This is a genomic window from Streptomyces sp. NPDC054770 (genome assembly GCF_053611985.1).
Genome location: NZ_JBSHBL010000052.1, coordinates 1 through 16,659, shown reverse-complemented (window position 1 = coordinate 16,659; position 16,659 = coordinate 1). Strand labels below are relative to the sequence as shown.

The 16,659-nt window shown below is 70.9% G+C and carries 18 protein-coding genes; 8 read left to right on the top strand and 10 right to left on the bottom strand.

The features are described from left to right. Positions 1 to 37 precede the first annotated feature (37 nt). The 4 genes from ACWGKQ_RS35020 to ACWGKQ_RS35005 form a co-directional block, all read right to left on the bottom strand. Positions 38 to 721, bottom strand: coding sequence for an ABC transporter ATP-binding protein (locus tag ACWGKQ_RS35020; protein WP_453296052.1), 684 nt, complete (start codon positions 719 to 721; stop codon positions 38 to 40). Between the two features lie 232 nt (positions 722 to 953). Next, the gene (locus ACWGKQ_RS35015) at positions 954 to 2,438 is read right to left on the bottom strand and encodes an ABC transporter permease (RefSeq protein WP_453296051.1); all 1,485 of its coding nucleotides are present in this window, start codon (positions 2,436 to 2,438) and stop codon (positions 954 to 956) included. A gap of 180 nt (positions 2,439 to 2,618) precedes the next feature. Beyond that, positions 2,619 to 3,863: a L,D-transpeptidase gene (locus ACWGKQ_RS35010; protein ID WP_453296050.1), complete on the bottom strand. Its 1,245-nt coding sequence runs from the start codon at positions 3,861 to 3,863 to the stop codon at positions 2,619 to 2,621. A gap of 223 nt (positions 3,864 to 4,086) precedes the next feature. Beyond that, on the bottom strand, positions 4,087 to 4,431 hold the full coding sequence (locus ACWGKQ_RS35005; RefSeq protein WP_453296049.1) for a hypothetical protein: 345 nt from the start codon (positions 4,429 to 4,431) through the stop codon (positions 4,087 to 4,089). Between the two features lie 109 nt (positions 4,432 to 4,540). Between ACWGKQ_RS35005 and ACWGKQ_RS35000 the strand changes: the two genes are divergently transcribed. Further along, entirely contained in the window at positions 4,541 to 4,858 is a 318-nt protein-coding gene (locus tag ACWGKQ_RS35000) for a hypothetical protein (protein ID WP_453296048.1), read from the top strand. 41 nt (positions 4,859 to 4,899) lie between these two features. After that, positions 4,900 to 5,682, top strand: a complete 783-nt coding sequence (locus ACWGKQ_RS34995) for a hypothetical protein (protein WP_453296047.1) — start codon at positions 4,900 to 4,902, stop codon at positions 5,680 to 5,682. 126 nt (positions 5,683 to 5,808) lie between these two features. On the opposite strand, the gene hutH is transcribed toward ACWGKQ_RS34995, so the two are convergent. From hutH to ACWGKQ_RS34980, 3 genes are all read right to left on the bottom strand, one after another. Further along, positions 5,809 to 7,347: a histidine ammonia-lyase gene (gene hutH / locus ACWGKQ_RS34990; protein ID WP_453296102.1), complete on the bottom strand. Its 1,539-nt coding sequence runs from the start codon at positions 7,345 to 7,347 to the stop codon at positions 5,809 to 5,811. Between the two features lie 89 nt (positions 7,348 to 7,436). After that, positions 7,437 to 8,582: a diguanylate cyclase domain-containing protein gene (locus ACWGKQ_RS34985; protein WP_453296046.1), complete on the bottom strand. Its 1,146-nt coding sequence runs from the start codon at positions 8,580 to 8,582 to the stop codon at positions 7,437 to 7,439. Between the two features lie 273 nt (positions 8,583 to 8,855). Next, positions 8,856 to 9,650, bottom strand: coding sequence for an enoyl-CoA hydratase/isomerase family protein (locus tag ACWGKQ_RS34980; RefSeq protein ID WP_453296045.1), 795 nt, complete (start codon positions 9,648 to 9,650; stop codon positions 8,856 to 8,858). Positions 9,651 to 9,889: 239 nt separating this feature from the next. Between ACWGKQ_RS34980 and ACWGKQ_RS34975 the strand changes: the two genes are divergently transcribed. Beyond that, on the top strand, positions 9,890 to 10,447 hold the full coding sequence (locus ACWGKQ_RS34975) for a hypothetical protein (protein WP_453296044.1): 558 nt from the start codon (positions 9,890 to 9,892) through the stop codon (positions 10,445 to 10,447). Here ACWGKQ_RS34975 and ACWGKQ_RS34970 read toward each other — a convergent pair. Continuing rightward, complete coding sequence (locus tag ACWGKQ_RS34970; RefSeq protein WP_453296043.1) at positions 10,422 to 11,528, bottom strand: adenylate/guanylate cyclase domain-containing protein; 1,107 nt, start codon at positions 11,526 to 11,528, stop codon at positions 10,422 to 10,424. The two genes, ACWGKQ_RS34975 and ACWGKQ_RS34970, sit on opposite strands and share 26 nt — an antisense overlap. Before the next feature lie 277 nt (positions 11,529 to 11,805). Continuing rightward, on the bottom strand, positions 11,806 to 12,681 hold the full coding sequence (locus ACWGKQ_RS34965; RefSeq protein ID WP_453296042.1) for a biotin--[acetyl-CoA-carboxylase] ligase: 876 nt from the start codon (positions 12,679 to 12,681) through the stop codon (positions 11,806 to 11,808). Positions 12,682 to 12,791: 110 nt separating this feature from the next. Between ACWGKQ_RS34965 and ACWGKQ_RS34960 the strand changes: the two genes are divergently transcribed. From ACWGKQ_RS34960 to ACWGKQ_RS34945, 4 genes are all read left to right on the top strand, one after another. Next, entirely contained in the window at positions 12,792 to 14,375 is a 1,584-nt protein-coding gene (locus tag ACWGKQ_RS34960; RefSeq protein WP_453296041.1) for an acyl-CoA carboxylase subunit beta, read from the top strand. A gap of 9 nt (positions 14,376 to 14,384) precedes the next feature. Then, entirely contained in the window at positions 14,385 to 14,594 is a 210-nt protein-coding gene (locus ACWGKQ_RS34955; RefSeq protein WP_453296040.1) for an acyl-CoA carboxylase epsilon subunit, read from the top strand. 135 nt (positions 14,595 to 14,729) lie between these two features. Beyond that, positions 14,730 to 14,858 carry a morphogenic membrane protein MmpB gene (gene mmpB, locus ACWGKQ_RS34950; RefSeq protein WP_268239945.1) on the top strand — a complete coding sequence of 43 codons (129 nt, stop codon included), beginning with the start codon at positions 14,730 to 14,732 and terminating at the stop codon, positions 14,856 to 14,858. Positions 14,859 to 14,895: 37 nt separating this feature from the next. Then, positions 14,896 to 15,498 (top strand): Maf family protein, encoded by a 603-nt coding sequence (locus ACWGKQ_RS34945; RefSeq protein ID WP_453296039.1) that lies wholly within the window; start codon positions 14,896 to 14,898, stop codon positions 15,496 to 15,498. Here ACWGKQ_RS34945 and ACWGKQ_RS34940 read toward each other — a convergent pair. Next, positions 15,470 to 16,015, bottom strand: coding sequence for a hypothetical protein (locus tag ACWGKQ_RS34940; RefSeq protein ID WP_453296038.1), 546 nt, complete (start codon positions 16,013 to 16,015; stop codon positions 15,470 to 15,472). The genes ACWGKQ_RS34945 and ACWGKQ_RS34940 overlap by 29 nt on opposite strands. Positions 16,016 to 16,380: 365 nt before the next feature. Here ACWGKQ_RS34940 and ACWGKQ_RS34935 point away from each other — a divergent pair. Further along, a partial coding sequence (locus ACWGKQ_RS34935; protein ID WP_453296037.1) for a biotin carboxylase N-terminal domain-containing protein occupies positions 16,381 to 16,659 on the top strand: 279 nt, incomplete at its 3' end.

Genomic DNA, 16,659 nt, shown 5'->3' with positions numbered 1-16,659 from the left:
GTTACACAACCGCGCGGTTGTACCCGGCGCGCCGGTGTTACGCGCCCGCGTTCTCCTTGACGGTTATCTTGCCCTTGCGGATGGTCGCGAGGCGCGGGGCCTTCTTCGCGATCGCGGAGTCGTGGGTGACCATGATGAAGGTCAGCCCGTGCTCCTTCCACATGCGCTCCAGTACGTCCATGATCTCGTCGCGCATGCCCTCGTCGAGGTTGCCGGTGGGCTCGTCGGCGAGCAGCACCTTGGGGTTCTTGACCAGGGCCCGGGCGATGGCGACACGCTGCTGCTGGCCGCCGGACAGCTCGCCGGGCAGGTGACCGAGGCGCTCGCCGAGACCGACCGACGTCAGTGCCTCGGCGGCGCGTTCACGCCGTACCTTGGTCTTGACGCCGAGCGGGACGAGGGCGGTCTCGACGTTCTCCTGGGCGGTGAGCGTCGGGATGAGGTTGAAGGACTGGAAGACGAAGCCGATGTTCTCGCTGCGGACCCGGGTCAGCTTGGTCTCGGAGAGCTTGGCCAGGTCGGTGCCGTCGAGCACGACCTCACCGGACGTCGGCCGGTCCAGGCCGCCCAGCATCTGCAGGAGGGTGGACTTGCCGCCGCCGGTGGGCCCCTGGATGACCAGGCGGTCGCCGTCGGCGATGGTGAGATCGATACCGTCGAGGGCGCGGACGGTGTCCTTGCCGCGTGAGTAGAGCTTGGTGACGTTTCTGAGTTCGTACATGGTGGCTCCTGGAGGGTTTCGGGGTGGGGCGGTCGGGTGTCCACTGCGGGCCGGTGGGGGTTGCTCGCGCAGTTCCCCGCGCCCCTGAAGGGGCGCTTCAGCCGCGGGCGTCCTGTCAGCTGACGTAGCCGCGGGCAGTCGTGCCGCTGGGGCGGCACGGGTGGGCGCGGGCGGCACCCGGCAAGCGCCGGTGAGCGTCCCCACCCCCGCCCCCAGCCACAGCCGACGTCAGCTACTCGACCCGCCGCAGTGCGTCCGCCGGCCGCAACCTGGACGCGCGCCAGCCGCCGAACGCGCCCGCGATCAGACCGCCGGCCACCGCCAGACCCACCGCCAGCGCGATCGTCGTCACGCTGACCGGAGCCGTGAGGGCGACCTCCAGGGTCTTCGCGGTCTGCCGGCCGGGACCGCCGCCGAAGCCGCCGGCCCCACCGCCGCCGAAGCCCCCGCCACCGGTGCCGGTGCCGCCACCGCCGCCACCGCCGAGGGAGGCCTGCAGCGTGGGGCTGATCGCGGTGACCACGTACGCGCCGACCAGTCCGAGCCCGATCCCGAGCGCCCCGCCGACCAGGCCGTTGACCATGGCCTCGCCGATGACCTGCCGGGTGACCCGGCCGGACTTCCAGCCCAGCGCCTTCAGCGTGCCGAACTCACGGACGCGGCGGGAGACCGCCGAGGAGGTGAGCAGGCCGGCGACCAGGAACGCGGCCACGAGCACCGCGATGGACAGCCACTTGCCGACGTTGGTGGCGAGCGAGGACGCCGTGGACAGCGAGCCGGAGACGGTGTCCGCGAGGTCCGCGGAGGTGGTGACCGTCGTACCCGAGACGTTGCTCTGAATGGTCTTCTTGACCGAGGAGATCTGCTTGGAGTCGGTCGCCTTGACGTAGATCGTGGTGACCTTGTTCTTCTCGTCGGCGAGCGTCTGCGCCTGCTTCAGCGGCATGTACAGGTTGGCCGCCGCGTCACCGCTGTCGGCCGTCGCGATACCGATGATCGTGTACTTGACCTTGTTGATGGTGACGGTCGAACCGACCTTGTACTTCTTCTCCTTGGCGAACGCCGAGTCGGCGACCAGCACCTTGGCGTTCGTCTCGGTGGTCTTGAAGGTACGGCCGCTGGTGATCTTCGACGAGGTCAGCGGGCCGACGTCGGTCTGGGTGACGTCGGTGCCGTAGACCGTGTACGAGTTGACGTCGAAGTTGGCACCGCCGCCCTTGACCTCGCCCTGCGGCGCTCCGGTGCCGCCACCGCCGCCGCGGGTGCCGCCGGTGCCGCCCGAGCCCTGGTTCTGCTGGAACTGACCCCGGGTGAACTGGCCGCTGATCTTGACCACGTTGAGGTTCAGCCCGCCGACCGCGGTCGCGACGCCCTTCTGGTCGCCGACCTTGGTGACGGTGGTGGAGGCGAGGGTGGTGAAGCCCTGCACCATGACGCGGTCACTGCTCTGCGTGCTCGACGAACCGTTGTTCTGCGCGTCGAAGTTGAAGCGGGGCCGCTGCGAGGCGCTCGTGGTCGCCGACGCGGCCTTGGTGACCGTCATGTCCGTACCCAGGCCGTACAGCGACTGGAGGACCTTGTCCTGCGCCTTCCCCATGCCGTTGGACACGGAGTTGACCACAATGACCAGTGCGATGCCCAGCGCGAGGCCGGAGGCGACGACGAGAGCCGCCTTTCTGCGGCGGCGCAGTTCGCGCCTCAGGTAGGTGAAGAACATGACCGCAAGGTAGGGACGCACCGTGATGGCTCGATAAGGCCTAAATAAGAGATGCATGAGAAGGCTGTCCGGAGACCAGGAATCTCCCCGCACGGGGCTGTCAGCACCGGCCGGACACGCGGAAGGCGGCCGCCCCGAGGGCAGCCGCCTTCCGTGGTGTCCGTTTGGCGTCCGGATGGCTCAGACGGCCGAACCGGCCTTCCACTGCGCCCAGTTCATGTTCCAGCCGTTGAGGCCGTTGTCGGGGGCCACGGTCTTGTCGCCGGTGTGGGAGATGACCACGACGTCACCGATGATCGAGTGCGTGTACATCCAGTAGGCGGGCGTGGTGGTGTCGTTGGCACCCTTGGTGTCGGACAGGCCCACGCAGCCGTGGCTGGTGTTCACGGAGCCGAAGACGGACTTGGCGCCCCAGTAGTTGCCGTGCAGGAAGGTGCCGGAGCTGGTGAGGCGGATGGCGTGCGGCACGTCCTTGATGTCGTACTCGGCCTTGCCGTCGTTGTCGGTGAAGCCGACGGTCGTGCCGTTCATGCGTGTCTGCTTGTACTTCTCGGACATCACCATGATGCCTTGGTACGTGGTGTGCTCCGGGGAACCGGCCGAGATCGGGATGGTCTTGACGGTCTTGCCGTCCTCGGTGACCTTCATCTCCTTGGTCTTGGCGTCGACGTAGGAGATCTGGTTGCGGCCGATGTGGAAGGTGACCGTCTTCTGCTGGACGCCGTAGACCCCGGAGGCGCCCTGGACACCGTCGAGCGCCAGCTTCAGCGTGACGGTGGAGTTCTCCTTCCAGTAGGTCTCGGGGCGGCAGTCCATGCGCTGGGTGGAGAACCAGTGGCAGGCGACCTCCTGGCCGCTGCTGGAGGTGACCGTGATGCCCTTCTGGACGGCGGCCTTGTTCGTGATCTGCTTGTCGAAGTTGATCGACACGGGCATGCCGACGCCGACGGTCGAGCCGTCCTCGGGGGTGAAGGTGCCTATGAAGCTGTTGGCCGGGGAGACCGTGGTGAAGGAGGCGTTCTCGTGGGCGACCAGGCCGGCGGAGTCCTTGGCCTCGGCGGCGACCTTGTAGGTGGTGGACCGCTCCAGCTGGGCGTCGGGCTTCCAGCTCGTCTTGTCGGCGGACAGGGTGCCGGCGACCGCCTTGCCGTCGGCGGTGGTCATGGTCACGCCGGTGAGGGTGCCCTTGCTGACGGTGACGGCGGCGGAGTTGTTGATGGAGGCGCTGTCCGAGCCGTCCTTGGGCGTGATCGTGATGTCGGCCTTGGACGACTTCTTGGCCGCGGCCTCGTCCGCCTGGGACTGCGAGCTGCTGTTGCCGCCGGACGCCTTGTCGTCGCTGCCGGAACACGCCGTGAGCACCAGTACGCCACCGAGCAGTGCGGACGCGGCCACCAGGCCCTTGCGCCGCTTACTGTCCGTCATCACACGCTTCTCCATCGCTGCCGAGTACGCGAACACACCGAGAGTCCCCGTCAAGAATCTTCAACGCTACGGCCGTGTCGTCCCGTTCCACATTCTTCGGTTCTGTGGGGCACACCACGTCCGCAGGGGCGGCTGGTGCGCAAGGGGCCGGTCCGTGCGCCCTCCGAGACGACGAAACCCCGGACGGCGGTTGCCGCCCGGGGTCACCGGTTCCCCGGATCGCTCAGCCGATGCCGCCCTCTTCGTCGTCGCCGTCGTCATCATCCTCGTCGAGATCCCAGTCCGGCGAATCCGGATCGTAGGAAATCCGCTCGCTGGACCAGGAAGCCTGCTGGAGCTCCACTCCGGGCACCTCGCTGACCAGGTCGAACGGGTCGACGAGATAGGCGAGCGCCTCGGCGGTGTCTTCTGTCACAGCGGCCTCGGCCTGGGTCCGCTCCTCGCCGGGCAGCTCGGGATCCTGGGCGATCCGCCGCAGCGCGGCCTTGGTGACCTCGTCGCCGTCCTCCACCTCGAGAACCAGCTCCACCCGAAGCCGTACAAAACGTGATGTCTCTGGAGTGCTCATGGCGGGAGCGTACGACCGAAACCTCCCGTGACTTTCCCGTGACCCGCGATTTTCACTAACATCTGCCCACACGGCCAATTCGCCAGCGTCACAAGGGGATCGATATTCCGTGTCATCCGCTCGCCGCCCGTTGCTGACCGCCACCGCCGCAGGCACGCTCCTGTGCGCACTGTGGTTCGTCCCGTCCGCCAACGCGTCGCAGGACGCCCCGGCGAGAACCGGCACGTCGGAGGGGGCGGCGACCCGTGTCACCCAGCAGGCCCGAGCGCTGTCCGAGGCCACGTCCGAGGCGACCGGGGACGCCACCCAACTCGCCGACACCGGAAGCCCGAACACCACGCCGTACGTCATCGGCGGCACCCTTTTCCTCGCCGTCGGAGCGGGCTTCGTGGTCTATTCGGTACGCCGGGAACGGCTGGAGTTTTAAATAACTTGACCGATCTTTGACCGAGGACCCAGAGTCCTCTCATGAAGAGATCATCGGGCGTGCGGATCTGCGCCCTCGCCGCCTGCGGCGCGCTGTCCCTCGCCCTCATCACGGGCTGTTCCGGCGGGAGTTCCGAGGACACCGCGGGCACCGCGCGGGAAGCGTCCACCGTCAAGGCGCTGAGCACCGGGGAGTTGAAGCAGCGGATCCTCGCGCAGGGCGAGGTGGACGGCTTCAAGGTCAACCCGATCGGCGAAGACGCGCCGGCCCGGAGCACCATCAAGTCGGACGACGAGAAGTGCCGCCCGCTGGCCTACGTCCTCACCGGCCTCGCCCCGGCCACCCCGGCGACCGAGATCGGCCGCACGGTACGGGAGGACAAGAAGGACCCCACCGACGACGCGACCTCTCTCGACGACCTGGCCGACGGCAAGTTCGAGAGCGCGCTCAAGGACTCCCTGAACCTGGACATCACCTCGCTCGACCTGTCGTCGTACGACGGCAACGGCGCCGAGGAGGCCCTGCGGGCCGTCTCGACCGCCCTCAAGAACTGCACGGCAGGCTTCACGGGCGGCGCCACCGGCGACGACCAGAAGGTCACCAAGGTGACGCCCACCAAGGCCTCCGGCTCGGGCGACGAGTCCGTCGCCTTCACCGCCACCACCGACATGGACGGCGACAAGGGCCCCCTGCACGCGGAAGTGGTCCGCTACGGCAACACGGTCGCGACGTACTTCACGATGAACATCGGCGCGATGATGACCGGCAAGACGTACACGGTGCCACCGGCAGTGATCAAGGCCCAGTCGAAGAAGCTGGGGTAGCAGCACAGTTCCCCGCGCCCCTTGCAGAAGGGGCGCGGAAGGAAACCCAGGGGCGCGGGGCTGTATCGATATGCGGCTACCGCCGCGTGGGCGCGACCAGCCCCCCACGCACCCGCGGCCAAACGACTACCGCAACGCTCCGGTCACCTTCTCCACCGCCGCGACCACGCCCCCGCCCCGCACGAACTCCTCCGCCGCGGCGAGATCAGGAGCCAGGTACCGGTCCGGCCCAGGCCCCCGCACCCCCGCGGAGCGCACCGCCTCGATCACCGCCTGCGAGGCCGGCGCCGGCGTCAGGCCCTCCCGCAACTCGATGGCCCGGGTGGCCGCATACAGCTCGACGGCGATGATCCGCGCCAGATTGCCCACCGCCGTCCGCAGCTTGCGCGCGGCCGACCACCCCATCGACACGTGGTCCTCCTGCATCGCCGAGGACGGAATCGAGTCGGCCGACGCCGGAACGGCAAGCCGCTTCAGCTCACTCACCAGCGCCGCCTGCGTGTACTGGGCGATCATCAGCCCCGAGTCGACGCCCGCGTCGTCCGCGAGGAACGGCGGCAGCCCGTGGCTGCGGTTCTTGTCCAGCAGCCGGTCCGTCCGCCGCTCGGCGATGGACCCGAGGTCGGCCACCGCGATCGCGAGGAAGTCGAGGACGTACGCGACCGGCGCCCCATGGAAGTTGCCGTTCGACTCGACCCTCCCGTCGGGCAGGACGACCGGGTTGTCGACGGCCGACGCCAGCTCCCGCTCGGCGACCAGCCGCGCATGCGCGAGCGTGTCCCGCCCCGCGCCGGCGACCTGCGGAGCGCACCGCACCGAGTACGCGTCCTGGACCCGCGGCGCGTCGTCCTGGTGGTGCCCGGTCAGCTGGGAGCCCCGGAGCACGGCGAGCATGTTGGCGGCGCTGTCGCCCTGTCCCGGATGCGGCCGGATGGCGTGCAGCTCGGGCGCGAGCACCTTGTCCGTGCCGAGCAGCCCCTCCAGGCTCAACGCGGCGGTGACGTCGGCGGACTTGTAGAGCATGTCGAGGTCGGCGAGGGCCATGACCAGCATGCCGAGCATGCCGTCGGTGCCGTTGAGAAGGGCCAGTCCCTCCTTCTCGCGCAGTTCGACGGGGGCGATCCCGTGCTCGGCGAGCAGCTCGCCGGCGGGCCGGACGACCCCGTCGGGGCCCTCGGCGTCCCCCTCGCCCATCAGCGTGAGGGCGCAGTGGGAGAGCGGGGCCAGGTCCCCGGAGCAGCCCAGGGAGCCGTACTCGTGCACGACCGGGGTGATACCGGCGTTCAGCACGTCGGCCATGGTCTGCGCGACCTCGGGACGCACACCGGTGTGTCCGGAGCAGACGGTCTTCAGCCGCAGGAACATCAGGGCCCGTACGACCTCGCGCTCCACCCGCGGCCCCATGCCGGCGGCGTGCGAGCGGACGATGTTGCGCTGCAGCTGGGCCCGCAGCTCCTGGCTGATGTGCCGGGTCGCCAGGGCGCCGAAGCCCGTGCTGACGCCGTAGACCGGCTCCGGCTTGGCCGCCAGCGCGTCCACGATCTCGCGGGCCGCCGCGAGCGCCGTGACGGCCTCCGCGGACAGTTCGATCCGGGCGCCGCCGCGCGCCACGGCGAGAACGTCGGACGCGGTGACACCGGACGTCCCCACCACCACAGTGTGCATATCCATATTCAGGAGCGTACGCAGTGAATGTAGCTGCTGTCACTAGTGGGGTACGGGGTTGCCCCTTACTTGTACGTCACAGTCCCGCCTCACAGCCCCCGGCGCCCGCGGAAGCTGCGCCGCTCGGCCCGCTCCGGCGGCGGCGCGTCGGCCAGCCGTACGACGGGGTCGTCCGGTCCCTCCCGCCCGGCCACCACCGGCCGGTCCGCGAGCAGCGCCTTCGCCCGGTACTGGGCCGCGTCGGCGAGCCGGAACAGCCTGCGGCCCGAACGCACCGGCCCGATCGGGTCCGCGGTCGAGGCGACCCCGCACGCGACCCCCTCCCCCAGCTCCAGTTCCCCGGCCCGGCGGCAGAGTTCGCCGGCCGCCTTCACCACGTCGTCGGCCGCCGGACCGACCGCCAGCAGACAGAACTCGTCCCCGCCGAGCCGCGCGGCGAGCGCGCCCGGGAGCATCGCCCCGCACAGCGAGAGCACCGAGCCGAAGCGTTCCAGGAGCCGGTCGCCGACGGCGTGCCCGCAGGTGTCGTTCACCTTCTTGAGCCCGTTGAGGTCACAGACGACGAGGCTGACCACCGCCCCGTCCGCACGGTGCTGCTCGATCGCCTCGTCGAGACGTACGTCGACGGCACGGCGGTTGGCGAGTCCGGTCAGCGCGTCGGTGTACGCGAGCCGGCGGGCCTCCTCCAACTGCTCGGTCTGCGCGATCCCGGCGGCGACGACCGAGGCGAGGACGGTGGCGAAGTCGGCGTCGGCACGGTCGAAGACGGGGGCGCGGGCGGCGCGGGCCACGTACAGCTCGCCCCAGGCCCTGCCGTGCAGCAAGATCGGCGCGACCAGGCAGCAGCCGCGGCCCCGGCGGCGCAGGGCGGCGACGCGCTGGTGCGAGTAGCCGGGGCGGCCGGCGGCGGGACCCTCGGCCGTCTCGACCCAGGCGTTGGGGCCGCCGCCGCCCGCCCAGCGTTCGTGGAGGAACTCGGTGATCTCCGGGAACTGGTGCACCGGGTAGGCCTCGGCCTCCGGGAACTCTTCCTCCTCCGGGGCGCGCTCCCCGACGTTCACGAGGACGCGGAGCCGGCCGAGCTCGCGCTCCCAGACGGAGAGCGCGGCGAAGCTGCCGTCGAGCGCACGGCAGGCACCGGCCGCGGCGGCGTGCCAGCACTCACGTGGGGTGTGAGCCGCGGCCATGCCCTGGGCCAGCGCGACGACGGCGACCAGCCGGTTGTCCTCACCCATCACTCCAGGTTAGGGAGAATCTGGTTCATTCGGGACATTGGTGCGGCGAACAGGTGTTGCGGAGCGGGGGCATCGTCGCGACCTGCGGGCCGGTGGGGGTTGCTCGCGCAGTTCCCCGCGCCCCTAAAAGCATCAGCTGCGGGCAGGCGTGCCGCAGGGCGATGGGGGTCCCCCCGCTCGAGCGAAGCCGAGAGTGGGGGAGGGTGGGCGCAGCGGCACCCTGCCAGCGCCGGTAAGCGAAACCCCCCGCCCCAGCCACAGCCCACCCGCACGTCACTCCCCCGGCCACTCCGGCCGCCGCTTCTCGTTGAACGCCGCCACCCCCTCCGCCCGGTCCCCCGAGAACGCCACCGTCCGCCACGCCGCGTCCTCGACCTCGAGCCCCGTCCGCAGATCCAGCCCGTGCCCCAGTCGCAACGCCCGCTTCGCCGCCCGCAGCCCCACCGGCGAGTTCGCCGCCATCCGCGCCGCCAGCGCCAGCGCCGCCTCCCGGTCCCGCCCCGTTTCCACCAGCTCGTCGACCAGGCCCAGCTCCCGCGCCTCGGGCGCCTCCACCCGCCGCGCCGAGAAGACCAGCTCGGCCGCCCGGGCCGCACCCACCCGGCGCGGCAGCAGCTGCGTGCCGCCACCGCCGGGGATCACGCCCACCGACACCTCCGGCAGGCCCACCACGGCCGTGTCGTCGGCCACGATCACATCGCAGGACAGGGCCAGTTCGAAGCCCCCGCCGAGCGCATAGCCGTGCACGGCGGCGATCGTCGGCATCGGCAGCTCCAGCACGCCGGTGTACGCCCCGCGCGACAGCGGCCGCGACCGGAGCAGCTCCGCGTCGGTCATCGCGTTGCGCTCCTTCAGGTCGGCGCCGACGCAGAACGCCCGCTCGTGCGACGAGGTCACCACCACCACGCGCGCGTCCCGGTCGCCACCGAGCGCGGCGCACGCGGCGACGATCGAGCGGGCCATCGCCGTCGACACCGCGTTCATCGCCTTGGGCCGGTCCAGCACGAGCTCCGCGACGTGCCCGTGCCGCCGCACCAGCACGAACTCCCCGTACCGCTCCTCGCTCATGTCCGTCACCCTCCGCTCGACCCGCCCACGAGTTAACGCCTGTTAACTCCCTCGATCATCGCAGCCCGAGCAGGCCGGAGGAAAGGGGTACCGGCCGCTCCTGGACACCCTCGTTCGAGTGACATCCCGGGAGACTCCGGGCGCACGCCCCACGGGAGCGCATAACGTGCGCTCGCCACGGCGCATCGGGGGGGCGCGCAGCGAGGAGGGATCGGGAAGGGAATCGGGGAGGGAACGTCATGACAGGAACGTCTGCAGCCGGTCGCCGGGGGCGGCACCGCAAGCCCCGGCCCCGCAAGGTGCTGTTCGCCGCCGGAGGGCTCGCGCTGGCCGCCGGGGCGCTCAGCCTCGTACGGCTGATCCCGGACGGCGGCGGCACCGGCCCGGCCGGGACCGCCGAGGCGGAGCCCCACCTCGACCCGACCGCCGACGTCACGGACCGCCCGGCGAACGCGGCCGCCACGGTCGGTACGGTCCTCAGGGCGACGCCCTCTGCGGCCACCGCGACGGACGGCGAGAGCACGACACCGACGGCCACCGCCGCCGCCCGCACGGCTTCCGCGGCACCGTCCGCCTCGCCCACCGCACTGCCCGGCACCGGCACGGTCCCGACCACCATCCCGACGGCCCCGACCCGGCCGACCAGCACTCCGCCGCCACCGGCCACGGACCCCGCACCCGCTCCGACGCCGACGCCGACACCCAGCGCGGATCAGCCGGGCGGCGGGGTATGCCTGCCGGTCGTCGGACTGTGCGTCGGCCCGCCGGCGGCTACGGCTCGCCGTCCCGGCGGGTGAGCAGCCAGGGCTCCACCACGCCCAGGCCTCGCACCGGGCGCTGCCACATCGGCTGGAGCGCGAAGCGGTACGTCGGGGGCTCCTCGCCCTCCTTCTCGGCGGTCGCCGCCTCCTCCGCGGCGGCCGCCTCCGAGGCCGGCGCCTCCCCCACCCGGATCAGCTCCTCCGCGAAGGCGCTGTCCACGAGCACGGCGTCGCGCGGCGCTATGGAGGTGAGGCGGGAGGCGAGGTTCACGGTCGTACCGAAGACATCGCCCATCCGGGTGGTGACCGTGCCGAAGGCCATGCCGACGCGCAGCTCCGGCATCGTCTCGTCGTTCGCCATGGTCTCGACCAGGCGCAACGCGATGTCGGCGGCGACACCGGCGTCGTCGGCGGCGTACAGGACCTCGTCGCCGAGGGTCTTGATGAGCCGGCCGCCGCGGGCCGCCACCAGGTCGGCGGCGGTGGTCTCGAAGGCCTCGACCAGCTCGCCGAGTTCCTCCTCCTCCATGCGCCGGGTCAGCCGGGTGAACCCCACGAGGTCGGCGAAGCCGACGGCCAGCCGGCGGTCGACCATCTCCTCGTCGTCGGTGGCCTGCACGACCCGGCCGGCCGAGGCGGCGAGCTGGCGGCGCCAGACATAGACGAGGAACTCCTCCAGCTCGGGCAGGAGCAGTTCGACGATCGGGTACGTGACCTCGGTCCGGGTCATACCCGGCTCGGGGGGCTCGGTCAGGCCCTCCAGGAAGGAATCCATCTGCCACTCCGCCAGACGGGCGGTGGTCTGCCCCGTGGACCGCGCCACCTGCACCGCCATGGCCTCGCTGAGCAGCCCCGCCTCGACGAGGCCGGCGAGCCGGCGCAGGGCCAGCACGTCGGCCTCGGTCAGCGCCTTGGCCTGCCCGATGTCGGCGAAGCCCATCGCCCGCCAGAACCTCGACGCCAGCTCCATGGAGACGCCGGCGCTGCGGGCCGCCTGGAAGGGGGTGTAGCGGCGCTCGGCCCCGAGGATCAGGCCTTCGAGACGCAGCGCGAGGGGGTCCTCGCCGGAGTCGGCGGCGTCCGCGCCCTCGCCGGAGCCCGTGTCGTCGACGGTCACGCCTGCTGCCCTTCCGATCTACCGCGGTCGCATACCGACCGGCCTCAACTCTACGGCAGCTGTGCGGTAGCTCACTTCGTGAGGTAAGCCGACATCGGGGTGGTGAGGGGTCGAGTTTCGAGTGCGGGTGAGTGGGGGTTGCCCGCGCAGTTCCCCGCGCCCCTTACGGGGCGCTGCAGTCGCGTCAGCTTCCCAGCTGCGGGCAGGCGTGCCGCAGGGCGGCACGGGTGGGCGCAGCGGCACCCGGCCAGCGCGGTAAGCGCCCCCACCCCCGCCCTCACGCCGGCCGCAGATGCACGATGTCCCCCGCCCCCACCGGCTCCTGAACCCCTTCCCCCGTGGCGATCACCAGCCTTCCGTCGCCGTCGATCGCCACCGCCTCCCCGACCAGCGACCGGTCCCCGGGCAGCTCCGCCCGGACCGACCGCCCCAGCGTCGCGCACCCTGCCGCGTACGCCTCCTGGAGCCCGCTCACGGCCGGATCGCCGCCCGCCGCGCGCCAGCGCCCGTACCAGTCCTCCAGCGACCGCAGGACCGCCCTCAGCAGCGTCTCCCGGTCCGTGCTCACCGCCCCGGCCAGCGCCAGCGACCCCGCCTGCGGCACCGGCAGCTCCGCCGCCCGGAGCGTGACGTTGATGCCGACGCCGACCACCACCCCGTCCTCGCCGGCCCGCTCCGCGAGGATGCCCCCGGTCTTGCGCTCCTCCTCACCCACGGTGACCAGGAGGTCGTTCGGCCATTTGAGGGCCATGTCGACGCCCGCCGCCCGCGCCAGCCCCGTCGCCACCGCCACCCCGGTGAGCAGCGGCAGCCAGCCCCAGCGGGCCACCGGCACCTCGGCCGGCTTCAGCAGCACCGAGAAGAACAGACCCGAGCGCGGCGGCGCCGTCCACTGCCGGTCCAGCCGGCCCCGCCCCGCCGTCTGCTCCTCGGCGACCAGCACCACGCCCTCGCCGGCGTCCCCCGCGACGGCCCGCGCCACGAGGTCGGAGTTGGTGGAGCCGGTGCGGTCCACGATCTCGATGTCGCGGTACAGACCCCCGTCCCCGCCGTCCCGCACCAGGGCCTTGCGCAACCCCGTCCCGTTCAGCGGTGGACGGTCCAGGTCGGACCAACGACTGTTGTTCGCATCTGCTGCATCTCGCGGCGTCATGCAAGCCACCCTAGGTGTGTTGTACGCCGCACTGCCGTTTGGAAGGCGCCCCACTACGCTACGGATGAGTAACCGTCCCCCCTTTTGAGCAGGCAGGGAGCCGCATCCCGATGTCCGAGCCGGAAGAGATCGACATTCACACGACCGCGGGGAAGCTCGCGGATCTCCAGCGCCGTGTCCACGAAGCGACACACGCCGGTTCGGAGCGTGCGGTCGAAAAGCAGCACGCCAAGGGCAAGCTGACGGCCCGTGAGCGGATCGAGCTGCTCCTCGACGAGGGCTCCTTCATCGAGCTGGACGAGTTCGCCCGGCACCGCTCCACCAACTTCGGCCTGGAGAAGAACCGCCCGTACGGGGACGGCGTCGTCACCGGGTACGGCACGGTCGACGGCCGTCCCGTCGCCGTCTTCTCCCAGGACTTCACCGTCTTCGGCGGCGCCCTCGGCGAGGTCTACGGCCAGAAGATCGTGAAGGTGATGGACTTCGCCCTGAAGACCGGCTGCCCGGTCATCGGCATCAACGACTCCGGCGGGGCCAGGATCCAGGAGGGCGTCGCCTCCCTCGGCGCGTACGGCGAGATCTTCCGCCGCAACACCCACGCGAGCGGCGTGATCCCGCAGATCTCGCTCGTCGTGGGCCCCTGCGCCGGCGGCGCCGTGTACTCCCCGGCCATCACCGACTTCACGGTCATGGTCGACCAGACGTCCCACATGTTCATCACTGGCCCGGACGTCATCAAGACGGTCACCGGCGAGGACGTCGGCTTCGAGGAGCTGGGCGGCGCCCGGACCCACAACTCCGTCTCCGGCGTGGCCCACCACATGGCCGGCGACGAGAAGGACGCCGTCGAGTACGTCAAGCAGCTGCTGTCGTACCTGCCGTCCAACAACCTCTCCGAGCCCCCGGTCTTCCCCGAGGAGGCCGACCTCGCCGTCACCGACGAGGACCGCGAGCTGGACACCCTGGTCCCGGACAGCGCGAACCAGCCGTACGACATCCACACGGTGATCGAGCACGTCCTCGACGACGGTGAGTTCTTCGAGACGCAGGCCCTGTTCGCCCCGAACATCGTCACCGGCTTCGGCCGGGTGGAGGGCCACCCGGTCGGCATCGTCGCCAACCAGCCCATGCAGTTCGCCGGCTGCCTGGACATCAAGGCGAGCGAGAAGGCCTCCCGCTTCGTCCGCACCTGCGACGCCTTCAACGTCCCGGTCATCACCTTCGTCGACGTCCCCGGCTTCCTGCCGGGCGTCGACCAGGAGCACGACGGCATCATCCGCCGCGGCGCCAAGCTGATCTACGCCTACGCCGAGGCCACCGTCCCCCTCATCACCGTCATCACCCGCAAGGCCTTCGGCGGCGCCTACGACGTCATGGGCTCCAAGCACCTGGGCGCCGACCTCAACCTCGCCTGGCCCACCGCCCAGATCGCCGTCATGGGCGCCCAGGGCGCGGTCAACATCCTGCACCGCCGCACCATCGCCGAGGCGGACGACGTCGATGCCACCCGGGCACAGCTCATCCAGGAGTACGAGGACGCCCTCCTCAACCCCTACACGGCGGCCGAACGCGGCTACATCGACGCCGTCATCATGCCGTCGGACACCCGGCGCCACGTCGTACGGGGCCTGCGCCAGCTCCGTACCAAGCGCGAGTCCCTGCCCCCGAAGAAGCACGGCAACATCCCCCTGTAAGGAGCCGCTGTGACAATCAAGGTCATACGGGGCAACCCGACCCCGGAGGAGCTGGCCGCCGCACTGGCGGTGGTAAGGGCGAGGGCAGCGGCCATGGCGGCCGTCCCGTCCGGCACCCCGACGACAAGAAGCGCCTGGTCCGACCCGAGCCGCATCGCCCAACGCCGGGTCCCGCATCCGAGCGCAAGCGCATGGACCCGCACGTACTGGCCGAGCTGAGCCACCACCCCCTGGGGGCGCGCGGCTGTATCGATATGCGGCTCCGCCGCGTGGGCGCACCTAAGTGGAACCCCGAGCACCAATCTGAGTACCCCTACTCAGGCGCCCAGGTCGGCCAAGCCCCACGCTGGTGACATGCTGTGGTCGGACCCCGAAGACGAGCCGCCGAAGGACCTGCAGGACATGCAGAACACCCTCCGGCGGCTCGGCGTCGTCCTGGCCCTGGTCATGGTCGTACTGATGATCGTGCTCGGCGTGAGGTGAGCATCCCCCTGTCGGCCCACCCCGATACGCTTCCCCCATGCGCAGACTCGTCCTCGCCTCCCAGTCCCCCGCCCGGCTGAATCTCCTGCGCCAGGCGGGTCTCACCCCCGAGGTGATCGTCAGCGGTGTCGACGAGGACGCCGTCACCGCCCCCACCCCGGCCGAGCTGGCCCTCGCCCTCGCCGAGGCGAAGGCGTCCGTGGTCGCCGCCCGCCCCGACGTCCAGGGCGCGCTCGTCATCGGCTGCGACTCCGTGCTGGACCTCGACGGCCAGGCCCTCGGCAAGCCGGCCGACACCGAGGAGGCCACCGCCCGCTGGAAGTCGATGCGCGGCCGGGCCGGCACCCTGCAGACCGGGCACTGCGTCTGGGACACGGCGAACAACCGGCACGTGTCGGCGACCGCGTCCACCGTCGTGCGGTTCGGCGAGCCCACCGACGCGGAGATCGCCGCGTACGTCGCCTCGGGCGAACCCCTCTACGTGGCGGGAGCCTTCACCCTGGACGGCCGCAGCGCGCCGTTCATCGAGGGCATCGACGGCGACCACGGCAACGTGATCGGCATCAGCCTGCCCCTGGTCCGCCGGCTGCTCGCGGAGCTGGGCGTCGGCATCACGGAGTTGTGGGCGCCGGCGGAGTGAGCGGCCCCGCGGGGGGCGTGTCGTTCTTCGGCTCCCGCTCCGGCTGCGGGCCGACCGCGGGACCGGAACCGTCCTCGCCGCCGCCGTCGGCCTCCGTCCCGGCGGCACCGGCACCGTCCACCTGGTCGTACGTCATCAGCAGCAGGACGACGAGCGCGAGGACGACCAGCATGTACCCGAACGCGGCAGGGCCGATCAGACCCCAGGCGACGGCGCCCAGCAGGCCGTGCACGACCGCGACGCTGATCAGGAGCACCCGGCCGAGGCCTGCGGGCGCCCGGTTGCGTACGGCGACCAGCAGGGCCACCAGGCCGCACAGCGCGAAGTAGAGGCCGAAGACGACGGCGCCGGCCTTCGCGGACACCGACATCTTGTCCGCGTCGAGGCCGGCCAGGGACATCTGCTGGTGGTCGACGACCACTCCCATGAACCAGTTGAATGCCGCGATGCCGAATGCCTCGGCGAAGAGTATGACCGCCACCACCCACGCCACCGGTCTGCGCACCACCGGTCCCACCCACTTTCGATCACGGCTCGGACCGAGCCGGTGTTACTTGAAGTACGTTCAAGACATCGCGAACGCTACTAACGGGTAAACCGCGGGACAAGGGTCCGGTCGGCAGCAAAGAAACGTTGGGCCATTCGTAGGGACTCAACAAAGAAACGGAGTGGGGCGCGGCACGCTCTCACAGAGACCTTGACCACATGACGGGGCTAGGGTTTCCCGAAGGAGTCCTGCGTACCGAGGTGCGACAAGGGATTTCCCGGGTCGGGTGAGCTTCGCATCACGCTCCGTGTGGGCAAGGTCACCATTGGGGACGGGTCGAAGTGCCGTGTCGGCAGTCCCTAAACTCGGCTTGTTTCAAGGAGGGAGCCTCAATCGTGCGCAAGGTGCTCATCGCCAACCGTGGCGAAATCGCTGTCCGCGTGGCCCGGGCCTGTCGGGACGCCGGGATCGCGAGCGTGGCCGTCTACGCGGATCCGGACCGGGACGCTCTGCATGTCCGCGCCGCGGATGAGGCGTTCGCCCTGGGCGGTGACACCCCGGCCACCAGTTACCTGGACTTCGCGAAGGTCCTGAACGCGGCACACGAGGCCGGAGCGGACGCCGTCCACCCGGGCTACGGGTTCCTCTCCGAGAACGCGGAGTTCGCGCAGGCG